The 16,453-nt window shown below is 49.8% G+C and carries 15 protein-coding genes and 2 rRNA genes; 7 read left to right on the forward strand and 10 right to left on the reverse strand.

Translation table 11 applies throughout. From position 1 onward, the window contains the following. Positions 1-306, forward strand: a 23S ribosomal RNA gene (locus tag IKQ95_06565); the annotation flags it as partial. Between the two features lie 51 nt (positions 307-357). Next, a 5S ribosomal RNA gene (gene rrf, locus IKQ95_06570) occupies positions 358-473 on the forward strand. A gap of 155 nt (positions 474-628) precedes the next feature. On the opposite strand, the gene IKQ95_06575 is transcribed toward rrf, so the two are convergent. The 10 genes from IKQ95_06575 to IKQ95_06620 all read right to left on the reverse strand — a co-directional run bounded on the left by IKQ95_06575 (position 629) and on the right by IKQ95_06620 (position 11,053). After that, positions 629-940, reverse strand: coding sequence for a TnsA endonuclease N-terminal domain-containing protein (locus tag IKQ95_06575; protein ID MBR4196356.1), 312 nt, complete (start codon positions 938-940; stop codon positions 629-631). Continuing rightward, on the reverse strand, positions 915-2,423 hold the full coding sequence (locus IKQ95_06580; protein ID MBR4196357.1) for a hypothetical protein: 1,509 nt from the start codon (positions 2,421-2,423) through the stop codon (positions 915-917). The genes IKQ95_06575 and IKQ95_06580 overlap by 26 nt, the downstream gene beginning before the upstream one ends. A gap of 53 nt (positions 2,424-2,476) precedes the next feature. Beyond that, positions 2,477-3,178, reverse strand: coding sequence for a hypothetical protein (locus IKQ95_06585; GenBank protein ID MBR4196358.1), 702 nt, complete (start codon positions 3,176-3,178; stop codon positions 2,477-2,479). Position 3,179: 1 nt separating this feature from the next. Then, a complete protein-coding gene (locus tag IKQ95_06590) occupies positions 3,180-3,317 on the reverse strand; it encodes a hypothetical protein (GenBank protein ID MBR4196359.1) in 138 nt (45 codons plus the stop codon). A gap of 26 nt (positions 3,318-3,343) precedes the next feature. Then, on the reverse strand, positions 3,344-3,574 hold the full coding sequence (locus tag IKQ95_06595) for a hypothetical protein (GenBank protein ID MBR4196360.1): 231 nt from the start codon (positions 3,572-3,574) through the stop codon (positions 3,344-3,346). A gap of 324 nt (positions 3,575-3,898) precedes the next feature. Continuing rightward, positions 3,899-4,891, reverse strand: a complete 993-nt coding sequence (locus IKQ95_06600; GenBank protein ID MBR4196361.1) for an alpha/beta hydrolase — start codon at positions 4,889-4,891, stop codon at positions 3,899-3,901. 94 nt (positions 4,892-4,985) lie between these two features. Then, on the reverse strand, positions 4,986-5,291 hold the full coding sequence (locus IKQ95_06605) for a hypothetical protein (protein ID MBR4196362.1): 306 nt from the start codon (positions 5,289-5,291) through the stop codon (positions 4,986-4,988). 493 nt (positions 5,292-5,784) lie between these two features. After that, complete coding sequence (locus tag IKQ95_06610; GenBank protein ID MBR4196363.1) at positions 5,785-7,017, reverse strand: argininosuccinate synthase; 1,233 nt, start codon at positions 7,015-7,017, stop codon at positions 5,785-5,787. Positions 7,018-7,085: 68 nt separating this feature from the next. Further along, positions 7,086-7,700: a site-2 protease family protein gene (locus IKQ95_06615; GenBank protein MBR4196364.1), complete on the reverse strand. Its 615-nt coding sequence runs from the start codon at positions 7,698-7,700 to the stop codon at positions 7,086-7,088. Continuing rightward, positions 7,697-11,053 carry a hypothetical protein gene (locus tag IKQ95_06620; protein MBR4196365.1) on the reverse strand — a complete coding sequence of 1,119 codons (3,357 nt, stop codon included), beginning with the start codon at positions 11,051-11,053 and terminating at the stop codon, positions 7,697-7,699. The genes IKQ95_06615 and IKQ95_06620 overlap by 4 nt, the downstream gene beginning before the upstream one ends. Before the next feature lie 197 nt (positions 11,054-11,250). On the opposite strand from IKQ95_06620, the gene IKQ95_06625 reads away from it, so the two are divergent. The 5 genes from IKQ95_06625 (at position 11,251) to IKQ95_06645 (ending at position 16,447) form a co-directional block, all read left to right on the forward strand. Beyond that, entirely contained in the window at positions 11,251-13,026 is a 1,776-nt protein-coding gene (locus IKQ95_06625) for a C69 family dipeptidase (GenBank protein ID MBR4196366.1), read from the forward strand. 4 nt (positions 13,027-13,030) lie between these two features. Further along, the gene (locus tag IKQ95_06630) at positions 13,031-13,627 is read left to right on the forward strand and encodes a thermonuclease family protein (protein ID MBR4196367.1); all 597 of its coding nucleotides are present in this window, start codon (positions 13,031-13,033) and stop codon (positions 13,625-13,627) included. A 75-nt stretch (positions 13,628-13,702) separates the two neighbouring features. Beyond that, on the forward strand, positions 13,703-14,395 hold the full coding sequence (locus IKQ95_06635; GenBank protein MBR4196368.1) for a zinc metallopeptidase: 693 nt from the start codon (positions 13,703-13,705) through the stop codon (positions 14,393-14,395). Continuing rightward, on the forward strand, positions 14,396-15,730 hold the full coding sequence (locus tag IKQ95_06640; GenBank protein ID MBR4196369.1) for an RsmB/NOP family class I SAM-dependent RNA methyltransferase: 1,335 nt from the start codon (positions 14,396-14,398) through the stop codon (positions 15,728-15,730). It begins immediately after the preceding gene. A gap of 9 nt (positions 15,731-15,739) precedes the next feature. Further along, positions 15,740-16,447 carry an ankyrin repeat domain-containing protein gene (locus IKQ95_06645; protein ID MBR4196370.1) on the forward strand — a complete coding sequence of 236 codons (708 nt, stop codon included), beginning with the start codon at positions 15,740-15,742 and terminating at the stop codon, positions 16,445-16,447. The last annotated feature ends 6 nt before the right edge of the window (positions 16,448-16,453 follow it).

Raw genomic sequence — 16,453 nt, forward strand, 5'->3', positions numbered from 1 at the left:
TCGTGAGACAGTTCGGTCCCTATCCACCATGGGCGTTAGGTATTTGAGGAGAGCTGTTCCTAGTACGAGAGGACCAGAATGGACGAACCTCTAGTGTATCAGTTGTGTCGCCAGATGCATAAGCTGAGTAGCTATGTTCGGCAGGGATAACCGCTGAAAGCATCTAAGTGGGAAGCCCCCTCCAAGACAAGATACCTTCTGCGAAAGCAGGAAGAAAACTGTGAGACGAGCAGTTTGATAGGCCAGAAGTGTAAGTGCTGTGAGGCATTGAGCTGACTGGTACTAAAAATCTTTACACTTGTTCTTTCTTTCATGGCTGTGTTATGTGTTAATTGAAAGTGTGTTCAGGGAAAAATTATTGGTGACAAATGCGGCAGGGTCATACCCGGAAACATGCCGAACCCGGAAGTCAAGCCTGCGAGCGTTGATGGTACTGTGCGGGGTACGCACGGGAGAGCAAACCGTTGCCAGTTTAGATTACATACAAGAGAGGAAGTTCACTTATTGGGCTTCCTCTTTTTTTGTGTCACGCAATGTCATTGCATAAGCCTTCTGCGTAACTCTCATTGAATTGCACGGAGTCTTCATCACTCGGCTAAGGATAATCGGCAACGAGGGACATATAGATTTATGCAAAGATATTCCCGCTTGTAATGTCCTGCTCTGTATATAGGCGGTATTTTATTCCGCTTGCCCCGGCAATTTCGCGAGTCGCATCAGTTTTCGCCTTAATCACAGAGCTGTCTATCATGTCTTCCCGCTTTACTTCTATGAGCCTGTAAGAGCCATCGTCCATTCTCGCGCAGAAGTCAGGATAGTATTTCCGCAGCCTTCCCGATTCGGGGTCATAGTAGTACACCGACAAATCCCCCTGATCAGACGTGAACATTCCCGTGAAATATATCTCTTTCACTTTATCGCTTGCTATTGCAATCCTCAAAAAATTTTTTCTCCGGCTTTGAGTCAAAACAATATGTATCGGCATGAAAACTTTTCGCGGCCTGTTCCTGTGAAAATTCGTCCCTCTTCACAACAAGATCATCTCTCGCGGAAAACTCATAACAGCCAGCATTACGCGGTTCACGCAGCAGGATAATTTCTTTGTCCTCGCTCTTCTGTTCTGATGTTACCTCAAACAATGCGCTGAATATTGCAGGAATGATAAAGTCATATATCACCTGATTGTATTGGTTGACGGCCTCAAGAACCGCATTAATCCCGTCTGCTGACTCCCGCAGAATTTTCGCCGTAAGAATGCAGGATATATTGAGATACCTCGCAATCTCTCCCGCTAGTGTCAATTCGCTGTACTTCATGTTGTCCCGGAGACCGTCTGCGTTTTCCTTCTGCTGTGTCTTTTCATGGCCGAGAGTCCCGGCTGTGTATATTGTCGACTCGTAACGGGACAAATCAGCGTCCCTCAAGCCGAAATCTACAGGCCCGGAATATTTTTTCTCCCTGAGCGTGTACTCATGCCATACCCTTTTCATAGTTATCTTTCTCAGCGGAGGTACAACACGCACTTGATACTTGCTACGACTCACTCCTGAAGTGCTGCCCAGTTCTTTTATGTCCATGTTGAAATTTTTGTGAAGCTCATCATTCAGGGTGTCGAAATTTTCCTTTGACAGAAATACTGAAGCCGTTTGTCTTTCTCCCGTTATTGAACGTAAGCACCTCATTGTTGCCTGAAGGACAAAAATTTTTGAGCGCGGACTACGAAACATCGCGACTCCGAACAATGAACGGCAGTTCCATCCCTCTTTGCCCCTCTCAACAAGAATAATAAACTGCTTTTCGTTCCCGTCCGAGTCCTTCACGTCTAAATTGTTGAAGTCCCTGATGTCTGTATTGCTTGTGTATTTCGAGTCTCCCACATTCACGAGGATTTTTGACAGCGGTATATCAAGCTCCGACAAAATTTCCTCAAGCACAGGACGCACGATTTTTACAGCCTCATCAATTCCTGACGCATAAATAGCAAGTTTAGGGTTAAGCCCCTCGTATGTTTCACCGCCGTAAGAGTCCCAGAATCTTTTTACAGCAGCACGGAGAAATTCAGAGTCTTTCACGTTCTCGAACCCGATAGGCTTTGCGTCTTTGAGATAACCGCTCTGTATTGACTCCCTCAATCCGTAAGCATATACGACTTCAGGCAGTATTTGACTCTCAATGTACGGCGTTCCAGTGTAGTTATAGCACCCGACAATTGATGTCTGTGCAGCAAGCGCATTTATTGTGTCGCGCAGGCTCGTTTTTTTCCCGCCCCCTGAGCGTATCTGCTTCTCAAGATCCGCGCCGAACAAGTGATGTGCCTCATCAACATAAACTCCCAGCTGCGGAAGCCTGCATAATTTCTCGAACCTCTGATTTCCCATGAGCGCAGAATCATCGCCCCCGCTTATCCCGTAAACCTCGGACAATATCGGAGTCTCAAAAAGTATTTGCGCTGATGCCGGCTGTTTGTGTCTCTTCCTCAGAATAATCTTCTGCGTGTTCGATAGATTATGTTGAAGCGTGAACCGTCAAGAATGTTTAGAGTCGTTGCTGAGTCGTCAAGAAAATGAAAGGCAATATCCTCCAATATTCTGAGATACTCAGGCGGGACTACTTTCACTTTGTCGAAATTCTGAATCTCCCGCAGTGATTGAAGCACGGTTTTGTCAGGCGCAAAAATTAATGCGTTGTGGCAGAAAAGTTTGTCATCAGGATATTGATTAGCAAGCAGAAATTCATAAAATATGCACGCCGCCATGAGAATCGTTTTTCCGAGTCCCATCGTCAGCGCGTAAATGTAATTCGGGTAATCCTCCCGGTACTGCTTCATTCTGTTGAAAAGTGTGTCCGTCTGAAAGCTCACGGAAGCGTCAAACAGTCCGAGCTGCCCCCCGTCCCCGTAATATGAAGCCTCCGAAAATTTCCCCCGGCGGTTTCTCCAATCGTCAAACATTTCGTAGACTTGCGCGTTCTGCATGAACTCCTTTATGAATATATACATGCTCAACGCCTCGAACTGCGGCCGCCTCAGAAACGCCGACTCGTTTTCCTCCGGGTCATTGTACGCGAGAAATTTTTTCGTCAGTGTCCTGTAGCTGCGTCTGATTCTCTTTCTGTCGTGTCGGTAAAATCCATAAAGTTGCATGTAAAATGAAAACTCGCTGTCAAATACCCCGGCCATGTCATCGTACCTCCATTTCAAGAGACTCCGAGATGAGATCCGTTATCTTCACGCGAATCGTCCCGGCTCCGTCGGGTATCTCGTAGACTCCTGCGACTAATTCATTCTTTGCTGGTATGTCAATCACAGAAGGCTGCATCACTGCCCCATCATAATTTTAATCTATCATGACAGAATGTCTTTTATCTCAACATCAATCTTGTATTTTGACAGTTCGCGCTGAAATGTCGCTTTCAAGTCAGGCTCATGACCCATGCAGACAATCAGCACTCTTTCTACTGGCTCATTCGGATTCTCGTCTTTCCTCTTCTCGTAGTCCTTGTAGGGGAGATTCGCTATCAGCTCGCTTAAATCTGCCTTAGTCGCGATTCTGTTGACGGGCATGATTTTTACCATTCTGCCGTCAAGCTCTCCGTCCCATATGCTACTGCCCTGCGGAAATTCCTGAATGTCGAGTGCCTGAATGAGAATGCTCCGCGCCTAAAGCGGTAACGGCTTCTTTCTGCCGTGAGTTAGCATTCACTGAATTATGCGCTCCCTTATGCGGTTGATTTATCCTGAAAGTTTGAGGAGACTTTATCATCAACACAACACTGTAAAGCACTTCAAAGGCTGAAACTCACGAATGAATCCGGGTGCTTTTTTCTTTCCCTAACAAAATAAAATCGGCTCCGACATTAATCAAGGCCGACTCGTAAAATTCTCTCTTCCCGCTATGCTCTACTTCATGCCCTCTTTCAGCGCGTTCACATATTCATTCACAGCCCTAACGCTTATTGCCGCGTCAGTGAATATGGCCTCAAAAGCGTGAGTCCCTCCCGGAATCACATGCAGCTCAACAGGCACTCCCGCTGTCATGAGCCTTTGCGCGTAAGTTATTGCCTCATCCCTTAACGGGTCAAGCATCCCTACCATGATATACGCAGGAGGAAGCCCGGACAAATCTTCAGCCAGCGCAGGCGACGCATACGCCGGAACATCATTGCTCACTCCGGCAAGATACATTTTCCACGCAAAAATGTTGAAGTCCCTGCACCATGAAACGCGGTGATCCTGAAGCTGATACGATGACGGCGTTATGCTCCTGTAGTCTAACATCGGGTACAGCGGCATCTGAAAGTGAATCGCCGGGCCTTTATTATCACGCGCCATAAGCGCAACGGAAGCGGCTAATCCTCCTCCTGCGCTCTGTCCTGCAACGGCAACACGGTCTTTTCTCACCGGCAGTTTTTCCGTCATCCACACTAAAGCCCCGTAACAGTCATCAACGTCAGCGGGGTAAGGGTGCTCAGGTGCCAGACGGTAATCAGGAGCTGCGACAATAAAGCCGAGTCCGTCAGCAATCCTCAGCGATAAAGCCTCGTCTATCTCAGGAGTCCCAAGAATATGCCCGCCTCCGTGAAGCCACAGCAGCGCAGGATATTCCTTCATGACCGTTTTCGGCGTGTAGACTCTGACGCGGAGTCCTGAAGGGAGAGTCTCATTGCGGACATTGACTCGTTCATTTTTGGGCAGCGATTCGGGAGACGGCGACATTCCCCGGCGCAGGGAGGGGAGAGTCTCATTGTTCAGCATGAGGGGGGAGCTTGCTTTGATGGACTGCTTAATCTCAGGGGCGGCCATGTCAACAATATCCCAGGCAGGGAAATTTTCTGCTGACGTTATGCCGCAAAACAGCGCAAGTAATAATAATACAGTGCAAACTTTTTTCATGTTAATTCAGTGCCTCCTTTAGTACGCTGATATATTTGCCCATAATTTTAACGCAAATAGGCGCGTCCGGGAAAATAAATTCACACGCGAGTCATTAATCTGATGATGGGACGGATAATCGTTCACGAAATCTGTCTGAGGGTACACAAGACTCCGGGGTGAGGTCAAAATATGGGACTTTTCCGGCTGAATCATGCTGTTGAGATTCCATTCGGTGAAAGTTTCCGCTGACTATATTCCCGCCGTGAGGACTAGAATATTGTGATTTCTCCGCCGTGAAACAGATATAAGCACACAGGGGCTTCACGTGAAGAATGTACATTAGGCAGTCCCAGCACAGAGAGATTAACCCGAAAGGAACGAAAAACGAGAAATAATACGACTGGTTATAGTCAAACATGAAATCAATATTGCTGAAGCCGCAGCGGGACAATAAATTTTTCAGCGCAGGATAATAACAGCGGTCATAGTACGCGGGACGCTTTTCCCTGACGCAAGGTCAAACACTATCTTTTCGTCAGAGTCATGATTATACGCAAGCTCTTCCGCCGAAATATCAAGCGCAACAATCTTTATGCCCGTAAAATTCCTGCATTCCCCGGCAAAAGCGCAGTGTTTCCCTCCGCCGATGTCAAGAACTGTTATTCCGTCAGCAAGATTTTTCTTTATCTGTCCGCAGTAATGGCTGAATGAGCTGTATTTTGTGTTCGGGAAAATTTTTGCGATTAATTTTTGCGATTAGTGAATGGCACTTCTTGTTGAAGTTTATAAACGCTCTGAGAGGGCTACTCATGGCCAATCCCATCCAGCATTCAGACAGATACGCTACTACTAATTACACTATATAACAGAAAAAAACAGCCCCGGAAAATCCCGGAGCCGCCGCAAAATCTCTACGCCTCTATCGGTATTTCGGCCTCATCCTGACGCGGCCATGTCGATGTCCATGTCCTTACGGGCAATCCCCAGATGTTGATGAACCCGACAGCCGCAGAATGATCGAACGTGTCGCCATCCGAATATGTCGCAAGGTCGTGGCGGTAAATGCTCTTGGCCGTCTTGAGTCCCCTCACAACGCACTGACCCTTGAAGAGCCGCATTTTCACGACTCCGTTCACATATCGCTGTGTGTCATTCACGAATGCGTTAATCGCGTCGCGCAGAGGCGAGAACCAGTAGCCCTCGTAGGTTAATTCCGCGAATCTCACCTCAAGCTCGCGCTTTGTCTTCAGCACCTGCTTGTCGAGCGTAAGAGTCTCCATTGCCCTGTGAGCCGCAAGAAGCACCGTTGAGCCGGGACACTCGTAGCACTCGCGGGACTTGAAGCCCACTAGTCTGTCCTCAATCATGTCAATACGCCCGATTCCATGCCGGCCGGCTATCTTGTTGAGCCTCAGAATCAAATCCGCACCGCTCATCCTTTCGCCGTTCATGGCCGCGGGAATCCCTCCCTCAAATTCTATCTCTATATATTCGGGAGTGTCGGGGGCTTCTAGTGGGTTGGCGGTCATCTCGTAAGCGTCCTCCGGGGGTTCGTTCCACGGATCTTCAAGCAGCCCGCATTCTATCGAGCGTCCCCAGAGATTGTCGTCTATGCTGTAGGGGGATGACGCTGTAGCCTTTACGGGGATTCCGTGCTTCTGCGCGTATTCTATTTCGGCCTCCCGCGTGAAATGCCAGTCTCTTACGGGGGCTAACACTTTGATTTTGGGATTTAGTGCCGTGGCGCAGACTTCTATTCTTACCTGATCCTGACCCTTTCCCGTACAGCCGTGGGCTACTGCTACTGCTCCTTCCTTGTTGGCGATGTCTACGAGGGTTTTTGCGATTAACGGGCGCGACAGTGCCGACACAAGCGGGTACGTTCCCTGATACATAGCGTTTGCCTTCAGCGCGGGATAAACGTAATTCTCGGTAAATGTCTTCTTCAGGTCAAATATATATGCCTTCACCGCTCCGCTGTGCAATGCTTTCGATTTTGCGGCCCGAAGGTCTACATCCTTCTGCCCTACGTCAGCAGTCATTGTGATAACGTCATATCCCTGCTCTGTCAGCCACATTACTGCTACTGAGGTGTCAAGCCCCCCGCTGTAGGCTAATACCGCTTTTCCTTTCTTTTCCGGCATGTGATGATTCCTTCCTCCAATGAAATATTTTTGTGCTGTGTAATGATAATATCATACGGGGCGCAGTCCTAAAACGGCAGGAAGTACCACAAAATATTCATTATCGGCTCAAATATCACGTTGATTATTCCCGTCATCAGTAACACTAACAGTATAATCATCCCGTAACGCTCAAGCCAGTAATAATATTCCATGTACCTGTACGGCAGGAACGCCTCAAGAACCCGCGAGCCGTCAAGAGGCGGAATCGGTATCAGGTTGAACGCCGCAAGTCCCATGTTTATGCTTATCATCTGAATAATGACAGTAAGCCCCGCCCGGCCCGTCAGACCGTACCACCATTCCCCGAAATATCGCAGGAACAGCACCGATATTATTGCCGTCAGAATATTCCCCGCAACGCCCGCAAGCGAGACAATAATCAAATCCCGCTTAGGGTGCCTGAAATACCGCGTGTTAATCGGCACAGGCTTTGCCCATCCGAATCCCACGAACAATAACATCAATGTCCCGACAACATCAAAATGCGCCAGCGGGTTAAGCGTCAAGCGTCCGTATCTCTCCGCTGTCCTGTCGCCCACAAGGTATGCCGCAAGCCCGTGGCAAAATTCATGGAACGACAGTGCCCACAATAACGCCGGAACAGTCAGCAATAACGTAACAGGATCACGCAATAATCTCATCTTCTGAATAAATCCCCCAGTCCTTTCTGTATTCCCTTCCGCAGTTCTTCCTTCAGGCGGTCTTCTATTTTCTCACGTGTCGTTTGATCCGGCTGAGTCTGAGTCGGAGCAGGCGTATTCGTCTGAGGCTGTGAAGGCGTTTTCGGCTTGACGTTGAGAATCTCTGTTGCCTTGTCGATTACTTTGTCCCGGAGGCTTTCGGGCTTCTTCTCCTGTTTCTGCTGACTGGTGGACGGTGCCGGAGTCGTCTGTTTAGCGTCCTGTTTTGCGGCAGGCTTTGCGTCAGTCTTCACTGTTGATTCGCCAATCTTCAGCCCGGAGAACGCGAGACTGTCCGCACGTCCGTGAATCCTCAGAGTTATGACCCGGAAATCTCCCGCAGAGGCATTCTCCTGCGCTCCTTTGAGTCCGCCCTTCAGGAAGGCTTTTACGCTGTCCCCGAATCCTGAAACGCCCCCCTTCAGCAATGACTCTATTCCGCCTTTCGCCCCTCCCTGTATCGCGTTGATTAGCTGGTAATTCACGCTCGACTCTGTCATGAAGTCCATCGTCATTTTCTCACCCGCAAAATTTATTGTCCCATCGCGGGAAAGTTTTGCGTACTTATACAGCGCGTCATTCTTCACGGCGTTCACTATTGCCCCGGCCCTTACGGTTAATTTTCCCGTCTGAAGCATCATAGGGGCGTTCACGTTCGCGAATCTCAGGCCATCAGATTTATGTATTCTCGTGAAGAGGTCAAGCCATTTGAACCCCGTAATTTTCCCCTCGCCCATCGAGAAATTACCAGTGCCGGAATATGTCAGCTTGTCTTTTGCCGACCCTGCAATCTTGAACGTTAATTTTCCCGCGCCCGAAATTTTACCCTCAAGAGGCCCGGCCATGTCCTGAATCAGGCTGTTGATGTCGAGTCCGTCAGCAGAAATTTCATCCGTGAATTTCATTGTGCCTGTGCCAAACGTGAGACTGTTATTCAGAGTCCCGCCGTAAAATTTCGCCGTTCCTCCCTTTGACGCAAGACTATTCCCCGAAAATGTCAGCGGTATGTTCACGTCCGACAGCTTGAGGCCGTTTGCTGAGACTGACGGAGATTTGAGCGTCCCCGAAAGTTTGCTGATGTTACCGGAAATTTCAGCCGTGAGATTTTCCGCCGTGATACCTGACGCAGTGAGAGCAGGAATATTCGCCGATAACGTCATGGCCAGGTCAGCGTTTTTCCCAGCAAGACGGAGAGTCCCGGAAAGTTTCCCCCTCACATCAAGCCCGGACGAACCCGCGAGCGTCTCAAGAGACAGCCCCGAAAATTTGAAGCTGAAATCAAGCGGAGATTTCCCCGACATTGATGCCGTTCCCGCTCCCGTGATTGTGCCTTCACCGCTGTGTGCTGTGAGTCCTCCGAGAATTATATTGTCGCCGTTCTTGCTGACGTTCGCATTTGCCCCCGTGAAGGTTATCCCGTTTGCTGTTATGGATTTGGCCGAGAGATTCGCGCTTATCTTCTCCATTTTCGACAAATCTCCGTCAAGCGCGGTGGTAACCTCTAAACCTTTGGCCGTGATTATGTGCATTGCCTGCAAGTTTTCTGACTGTGCCAAGAGTCTCACAGAGGGGTTATTGATGTCCCCGGTGATTCTGAGTCCGGCGTTGATTGAGCCTTTGAGCTTGTAGCCGTCAATATCGGGCACGTATTCTCTGAGGGCTGAAGGTGTCATTGTGATTGTCGCGCTGAGGTCAAGCACGGGATTTGAGGGTATGCCGGAGATTTTCCCGGAGACTTTTACGGGCATTCCGTTTAGTGTGCCTTCCGTCTTTCTGATGGTTAATGTGTTTCCTGAGTACGCGAAATTTATTGCCGGGTTCATGATTTTCTGATCCCATCCGCTGAACTCAGGACTGTTAATCGCTCCCGTAACATTCGGTTTTGAGGCAGTACCTTTCACCGTAACAGAGGCCGTAATTTTCCCGGCTAACTTGTGCTGAGGCGCGTCAGGTATCATGCTTTCGATCCGTTTTACGTCAAGCCCGGCGATTTTTGCGGTGAGATTCATATTCGGCACTGTGAGAATTGATGAGACTTTCCCGTTGATATATCCCTGCGCCCCCTCGAACGTGAATTTTCCGTCAACGTTGGCCGTGTCGCTTTTCGACAGCTTCATTTGTGCGCGTATGTCCGTCAGCGTATGGCCGTCATATGACACTTTCGGGGCGGTGAGGTTCACCAGTCCGCTTAACGACTCAGGAGTCCCGCTTATGTTCACGCTGAAGACCGAGACTTTTCCGCCTAACGCTTTAAGTCCGGGAACGCCTAATATCTTGTCCATGTCATTCAATGCTGCCTCGCTGCCGTCAAGTTTTACAATCATTGAGACTGGCTGACCCGTACGGAACGCCGCGGCTATTTCGCCCTGAAGCGGAATGTTGAACGCGCTGGCCTGAATGTTGCTGACTGATATACGGTTCTGCGAGTATATGATATTCGCGCTGGCACGTTCGACGGGATAGCCGTAAAATTTCGCGCCCATGTAGTCGAACGCCCCGGAGACTCTCGGATCGTCCGCAGTCCCGGAAATGTCCGCAGTAAAATCTGCCTTCCCGGAAAAATCTTCAGCCCTCAGCAATGCAGGGTACAATGCGGTGATTTCGGCCATGTCTAACTCTTCCGCCGACATATGAACGTCAAGACTCGCGCCGTTAATGCCCCCGGTGGCGATAATCTTCCCGGAGCCTAAATACATCTCGGAACGGTTGACCGCTGTCAGGCTCTCCATGTCAATATTGCCGTTAAGGGGAAGACCGTTGATTTCAGCGTCAACATCAACATTCAGATTCACGACATCAGCAATGATTCTGCGGACACCGAGAACCCCTAGCCGCGAGGAAAAACGGCTGTCCATAACGCTCACACGGTCGACAGGGAGATTCGGCATTCCGTCTTCAGCATAAGCAGGTGAGGCCGTGAATGATGATGAGATTTCTGCGGGGGCTGACGGCGATTGAAGGTCTAATTTCCGTACGGCTGACATAAATTCGTCAACGTCCATGCTAATGCCGCCAAGCGAAATTTCAGCGAGCCGGAGATTTCCCGCAAGCAATGCCGAGAGATTCACATTGACCGAGAGGAAGCCCGCCGAAAATATGTCGGTGCTTGATATATTGTCCGACAGGCTGAAATTGTGAAGGGTGTAGCCTTTTACGGGATTGCCTGTGATTTTCTCAGCGTTAAGGGCGATGCCGTAATTTTTGCTGAGATGGCTTTTTGCGATTGACAGGGCAATATTCCCGCCGATGTCAGCAAACGTAAACAGCCCTACAGAAACCGCAAGCATTATCACAATCATAACAATGAACTTCATTAAGCCGCTTCCTTTTTTCATGGGTCTTCGCCACGGCTTTTTCTTCCTGTAAAGTTCAGGCAATAATATATTATCCGCAAGCAATAATTTCACGCTCCTTATGATTTGGGATTAGTGCCGTAATTATAAGGCAGAAAACATGATATAGTTACCGACAATAAGAACATCAGCAAAAATTTCACTCAGGAGATTTTCACATGACACTAATTTTTCACGCGGCAATATTCCTGTTTACACTCGTAATTTTCCTCAGAGCCTCGCAATCTCACGCATGTATGACAATTCTTGTCGGCAAAAACGCTTCAGCAACGGGCGAGGTCCTCGTGGGACACAATGAGGACGCTCCCGGAAGATGTACAATGCAGACTCACTTAGTCGGCAAGCTCAGACGGAAATCCGGCGCGAAATCACGCTTTGAGCCTTCACTCGCTGAAGTCGGCCTGCCTGAAACACGTACGAGTCTTTTATGGGCTGAGGCAAAACGCTATGACCGGGGGGAAAAAGATTCGGGGCTGTCATTCTGCGACTCATTCGTCAACGGGAACGGAGTCGTAATAGTCTCGAACAACTGCGAGAAATCCCGCGAAGACTCCCCGGAGCTTACTGACGGCGGAATAGGCTGGGCACTCCGGCGCATAGTGGCAGAGTCCGCACACACCGCAAAAGAGGCCGTAGAAATCGCGTCCCGTCTCATCGATAAATACGGCTATGCGTCAAGCGGACGGAGCTATTCATTTGCCGACAAGGAAGAAATTTACGTCATGCAGATAGTTCACGGGAAACATTATGCCGTCCATAGAGTCCCGGATGACGAAGCCGCCGTAATCCCGAATCACTACACAATTCACGAGCCTGACAGGAAAGCGCACGGATATAGGGAGCTTGTAGAGTATGCCGTAAAACGCGGATGGCACAATCCTGACGGAGTATTTGACTTCAAGAGGGCGTATCAGGCTGAGGAGTCATACGCTGAGGACAGGAATACGCATAGGCATGTCAGAGCGTTTCAGATGCTTCTTGATATTGACCTGTCGCCGCTTCTCATGCAGGAATGGGAGCCGCTGCCCTTCTCGATAAAACCCGCCCGCCCCGTAACAATTGACATGCTCAAGAAAATTCTGCGGACACATTTCGAGGGGTCATCATCATACACTGCCGGGAAAAATACGCCTCACTTCAGCAAGCCTCTTACCGTCTGCAACGCCGAGACATTAGAGTCGTCAATCTTCCAGATTCGCCACAACCCCGACAGGATAATCATCCGCAAATCTCTCGGAAGCCCCTGCTGTTCGCCCTATATAGCGTGGTACATGGGCATTCCCTCAATCCCTGAAGGCTACGAGGACAGAGACGCGGACACGTCATTAGCCGAACATTTCGCGACAACGCCGGGCGATATGTCATGGCGTGATAATGCGTGGTACAGGGCAATGGAAATCAAAGCGGCCTGCGATATTCTTTACGCGGAAAAATCAGAGACGGTACACGAGAGAGTCAGAGCCTTTGAGGACGAGCAGGAGCGGAAACTTTCACCGCTTGACGCACAGATAGAATTGCGGATACGGAACAACCCCGATATAGCGCGGGCAATGATGGAAGGAGCTGTGATTGGTCAGGCTGAAGACCTGCGGAATTTCACGGATGACTTGAGGCGGGAGCTTGGGATTATCGCGGGGGAGGCTCTGAATGACATTGAGGCGGGGAAAAATTTCGGCGTGAGGATTCCGGCGGGGAGTATGTCTGCTGACGGTCTGAATGTCGCGGAATGTTCCTGCGGGCCGTCATATGTCGGTTTCGGGAAGCGGTCAGCGTGCGCGGGAGTCGCGGAGCATGACGGGTATATAGATTTCACGTTCAGCGGCGGAGAATGGCGGAATGACGCAGTACCCTGCCTGAATGATTTGTACATGGCCGTAACAGAAAACTCCGGCAGGAAACACGCCGTAACCGTAAAAATCAACGTGAGGAGTTAGGGACATGGCAAGGAAGAAAAATACCGCTGATGCTCTCTATGAGTTAATCAGAATGAATCCAAAGCAGGCAATAATAATCATCATCATCGCCGGGATTGCGTACTTTTTCGGCGGGGACTCTGTGCTGAACTTTTCCGGGAATGAGTCGGGAAATCAGGATTTCGTTCAGGCTGTGATAGTCCGGGCTGTTGACGGTGATACGGCTGTCGTGAAAGTTGACGGGCAGGAAAGGCGCGTGAGATTCTTGGGCGTTGATACTCCTGAGACGGTACACCCGAACAAGCCAGTTCAGTTTTTCGGGAAGGAGGCCAGCAATTTCACGAAAGAGTCGCTAAACGGTCGGCGGGTGTGGCTTGAGTATGACGCAAATCCGCAGGACAGGTACGGGCGGCACTTGGCGTATATATGGCTGAACAATCCCAAGACGATAAACGAGTCATCAATCCGGGGAAATATGTTCAACGCAAAATTATTGCTTGGCGGGTATGCGAAAGTAATGATAATAAAGCCGAATAAGCGGTATGAATCCGAGTTCAGAAAATTTCAGGAAGAGGCGAGAAACAAAAAATTAGGAGTCTGGAGTCAGCAGCGGAAATATTGAGTGTGATAATTCCTCCCCGTGATTGTGCTATGCTATACTCAATTTTCACGAAAAAAATCACAGGAGGAATTTTTCATGTTAGGTTACGGACTAGACCCTACTATGATTGTGATTGTCCCGGCGTTATTGCTCTCAATGTGGGCGCAGCACAAAGTACAGTCAACCTTCAGCGAGTACAGCAGAATCCCGGCAAGGGGAAATGTTACAGCCGACAGCGTTGCGCGTATGCTCCTCACTCTTTACGGGATGGCGAACATGCCCATCAATCACGTAGCAGGAAACCTCACAGATCATTATGACCCCCGGAATAAGACGCTTAATCTTTCGGATAACGTTTACGGAAGCAGGAGCATTGCTTCAATCGGAGTCGCCGCCCATGAAGTAGGCCATGCGATTCAGCATCATGAATCATATTCCCCGCTCATATTTCGGAATGCCATAGTCCCAGCCGTCAATATATGCTCTACAGCGTCAATGCCTCTGTTTATTCTTGGGCTGATTATGGGAAATTTCATGCTCGTGAACATCGGCATAATGCTTTTCACGGGCGCGCTTGTCTTCCACCTCGTAACGCTCCCCGTTGAGATAAACGCAAGCTCGCGGGCTTTGGCACTTCTTGAAGAGACTCATACATTGTCCCCTGATGAGCTTTCCGGGGCTAAGAAGGTTCTGACGGCGGCGGCATGGACATATATCGCGGCGGCATTGATGGCACTGCTTCAGCTTGTGAGACTGATATTAATCAGCAGGTCTTCACGGAGGGACTAATTGCGCGGAATCGAAGCGGCATTGACCGTATTAACGTCAGAACTCGACAAAAAGCCGGGCAAGTTTTCTTCCGAGTCTCTGAGGATTCTTGCTGACAGGGAGAGAATGAAAGCCCCTGACATTTCGCTTGCCTCGTCATTAATATATATCGTCATGAGGCGTAAAGAGCTGTGGGAAAAAATTTCGTCCGACTATCTCCGCTCAAAGGAGAAATTACCGCCCGCCGTGAACATGGCCGTGTTAATGGGTACAGGGGGATTGCTTGAGCTTAGGAGGTTTTCCGGGGGAGTCCTCGTCAACGGAATAATAGAGTACCTACGGCGCGACAAATCAACCGCAAAATATGCCGGACTCGTCAACGCTGTACTCCACAAAGTAATCGAGAACGGAGCCGGGATTCTCGGCAAATTCCGCGACTCTTCCTCTCTTGACGGACGCGCAATGTATGCCGGGATTCCGCTGTGGACTCTCCCCGCTTGGACTCGGACATGGACTCGCCCGGAGCTTAACGCCATTTTCGACATGGCCGGGCTTCCGTCATATTCTGCGCTGAGAGTGTCGCCGGGAAAACGTGAGGAAGTCTCGCGCATTCTTGACGCTCAGGAAATCCGCCACTCAGACTCGGACATGTCGCCCGCAATCCGCCTGAATGAATCCGTAATGCCCGCAAGGATTCCGGGGTTCGCTGAGGGACTCTTCACGGCTCAGGCTGAAGGCTCAATCCTGGCGGCTTCACTGGCCGGAAAATTTTACGGAGGCGGGAACATTCTCGACATGTGTTCAGGGCGCGGGGTAAAGGCCGGGCAAATGCTCCAAGAATGTCCGTCAGCAAAAATTGAGTGCTGGGAAGTCTCCGAGTCCCGGTCAAAATCGGCAGTCCGTGAGCTTGAACGGCTCGGCGTAATCTCTCGTGCGGTTCTCAGGGCGGGTAATGCGCTGTCCCTAGTGCCGGAAAATTCGCCGGGGTTCGTTGTGCTTGACGCTCCTTGCTCAGGGTCAGGGACGTGGAACAGGAAGCCGGAGTCAAAATGGCGTTTGACGTGGGACAAGCTCGACTCCCTCGTCATGACTCAGAAAAGATTGTTGCGCCGGGCTGTGAGTCTCTGCGAATCCGGCGGGCATATTCTGTACATAACATGCTCACTGCTGAAGCAGGAGAATGAGTCCGTCGTGGCTGAAGTGCTTTCGGCTAATTCTGACTGCGCGGAGATTTCCGGGCTTGTTGACTGGCGCGGGGAATTTTTCCGGCGGGGAAAGCCCTACGGAATATATATCTTGCCGGGAAATTCGTGGCTTGACGGCTTTTATTGTTCGCTGATTCTGAAAAGGGGGTAACATTTTTCCATGCCTAATTTCTACAAGACAATCATAGATATGTTCATAGATTTCTGCTCTACAGCCACGGCGAAAGATATTCTTGACGCTGTTCACGCCGCTGACGATATACGGAAGGAGTTTGACGCAAGCCACGCCCTTATAGCCGCGTCCGCAAAGAACACGCCGGAAGTGATTTCCGCGCTGATTTCCGCCGGAATGAATCCTAACGCACGCTCTTATGACGGAAGTACACCCCTTATGTGGGCGGCAATGGGAAATTCTGCGGAGGCTGTGAGCGTTCTCCTAAAGGCAGGGGCTAACGTGAACGCCTCTAGGCCGGACGGACTGAACGCACTTATAGCCGCCTCGAAAAAGAATACTACCGCCGTAATATCACTCCTCCTGAAAGCCGGAGCGAATATTCACGCAAAAGACTCCAACGGAATGACCGCATTACACCACGCCGCAATGAATAACCCTGACCCCGAAGCCGTGAAGACTCTAATTGACGCAGGCGCGGAAGATTCACCTACTTCAACAGGAAAGACAGCATTAATTTTGGCGGCAATGCTCAACTCTCCCGATGTTGTTTCGGCACTGGCTGATTCAGGGTCAGACATTGGCGCGAAAGATTCAGACGGGAAAACGGCACTTGACTACGCGAAAGACAATCCCAAAATTTTCGGGACTCCTGTGATGTTTACACTTGAGAAAATGACAGAAAAGAGAGGCTAAATACAT

It is taken from the genome of Synergistaceae bacterium, assembly GCA_017540085.1.
In the GTDB taxonomy this organism is placed as follows: domain Bacteria; phylum Synergistota; class Synergistia; order Synergistales; family Aminobacteriaceae; genus JAFUXM01.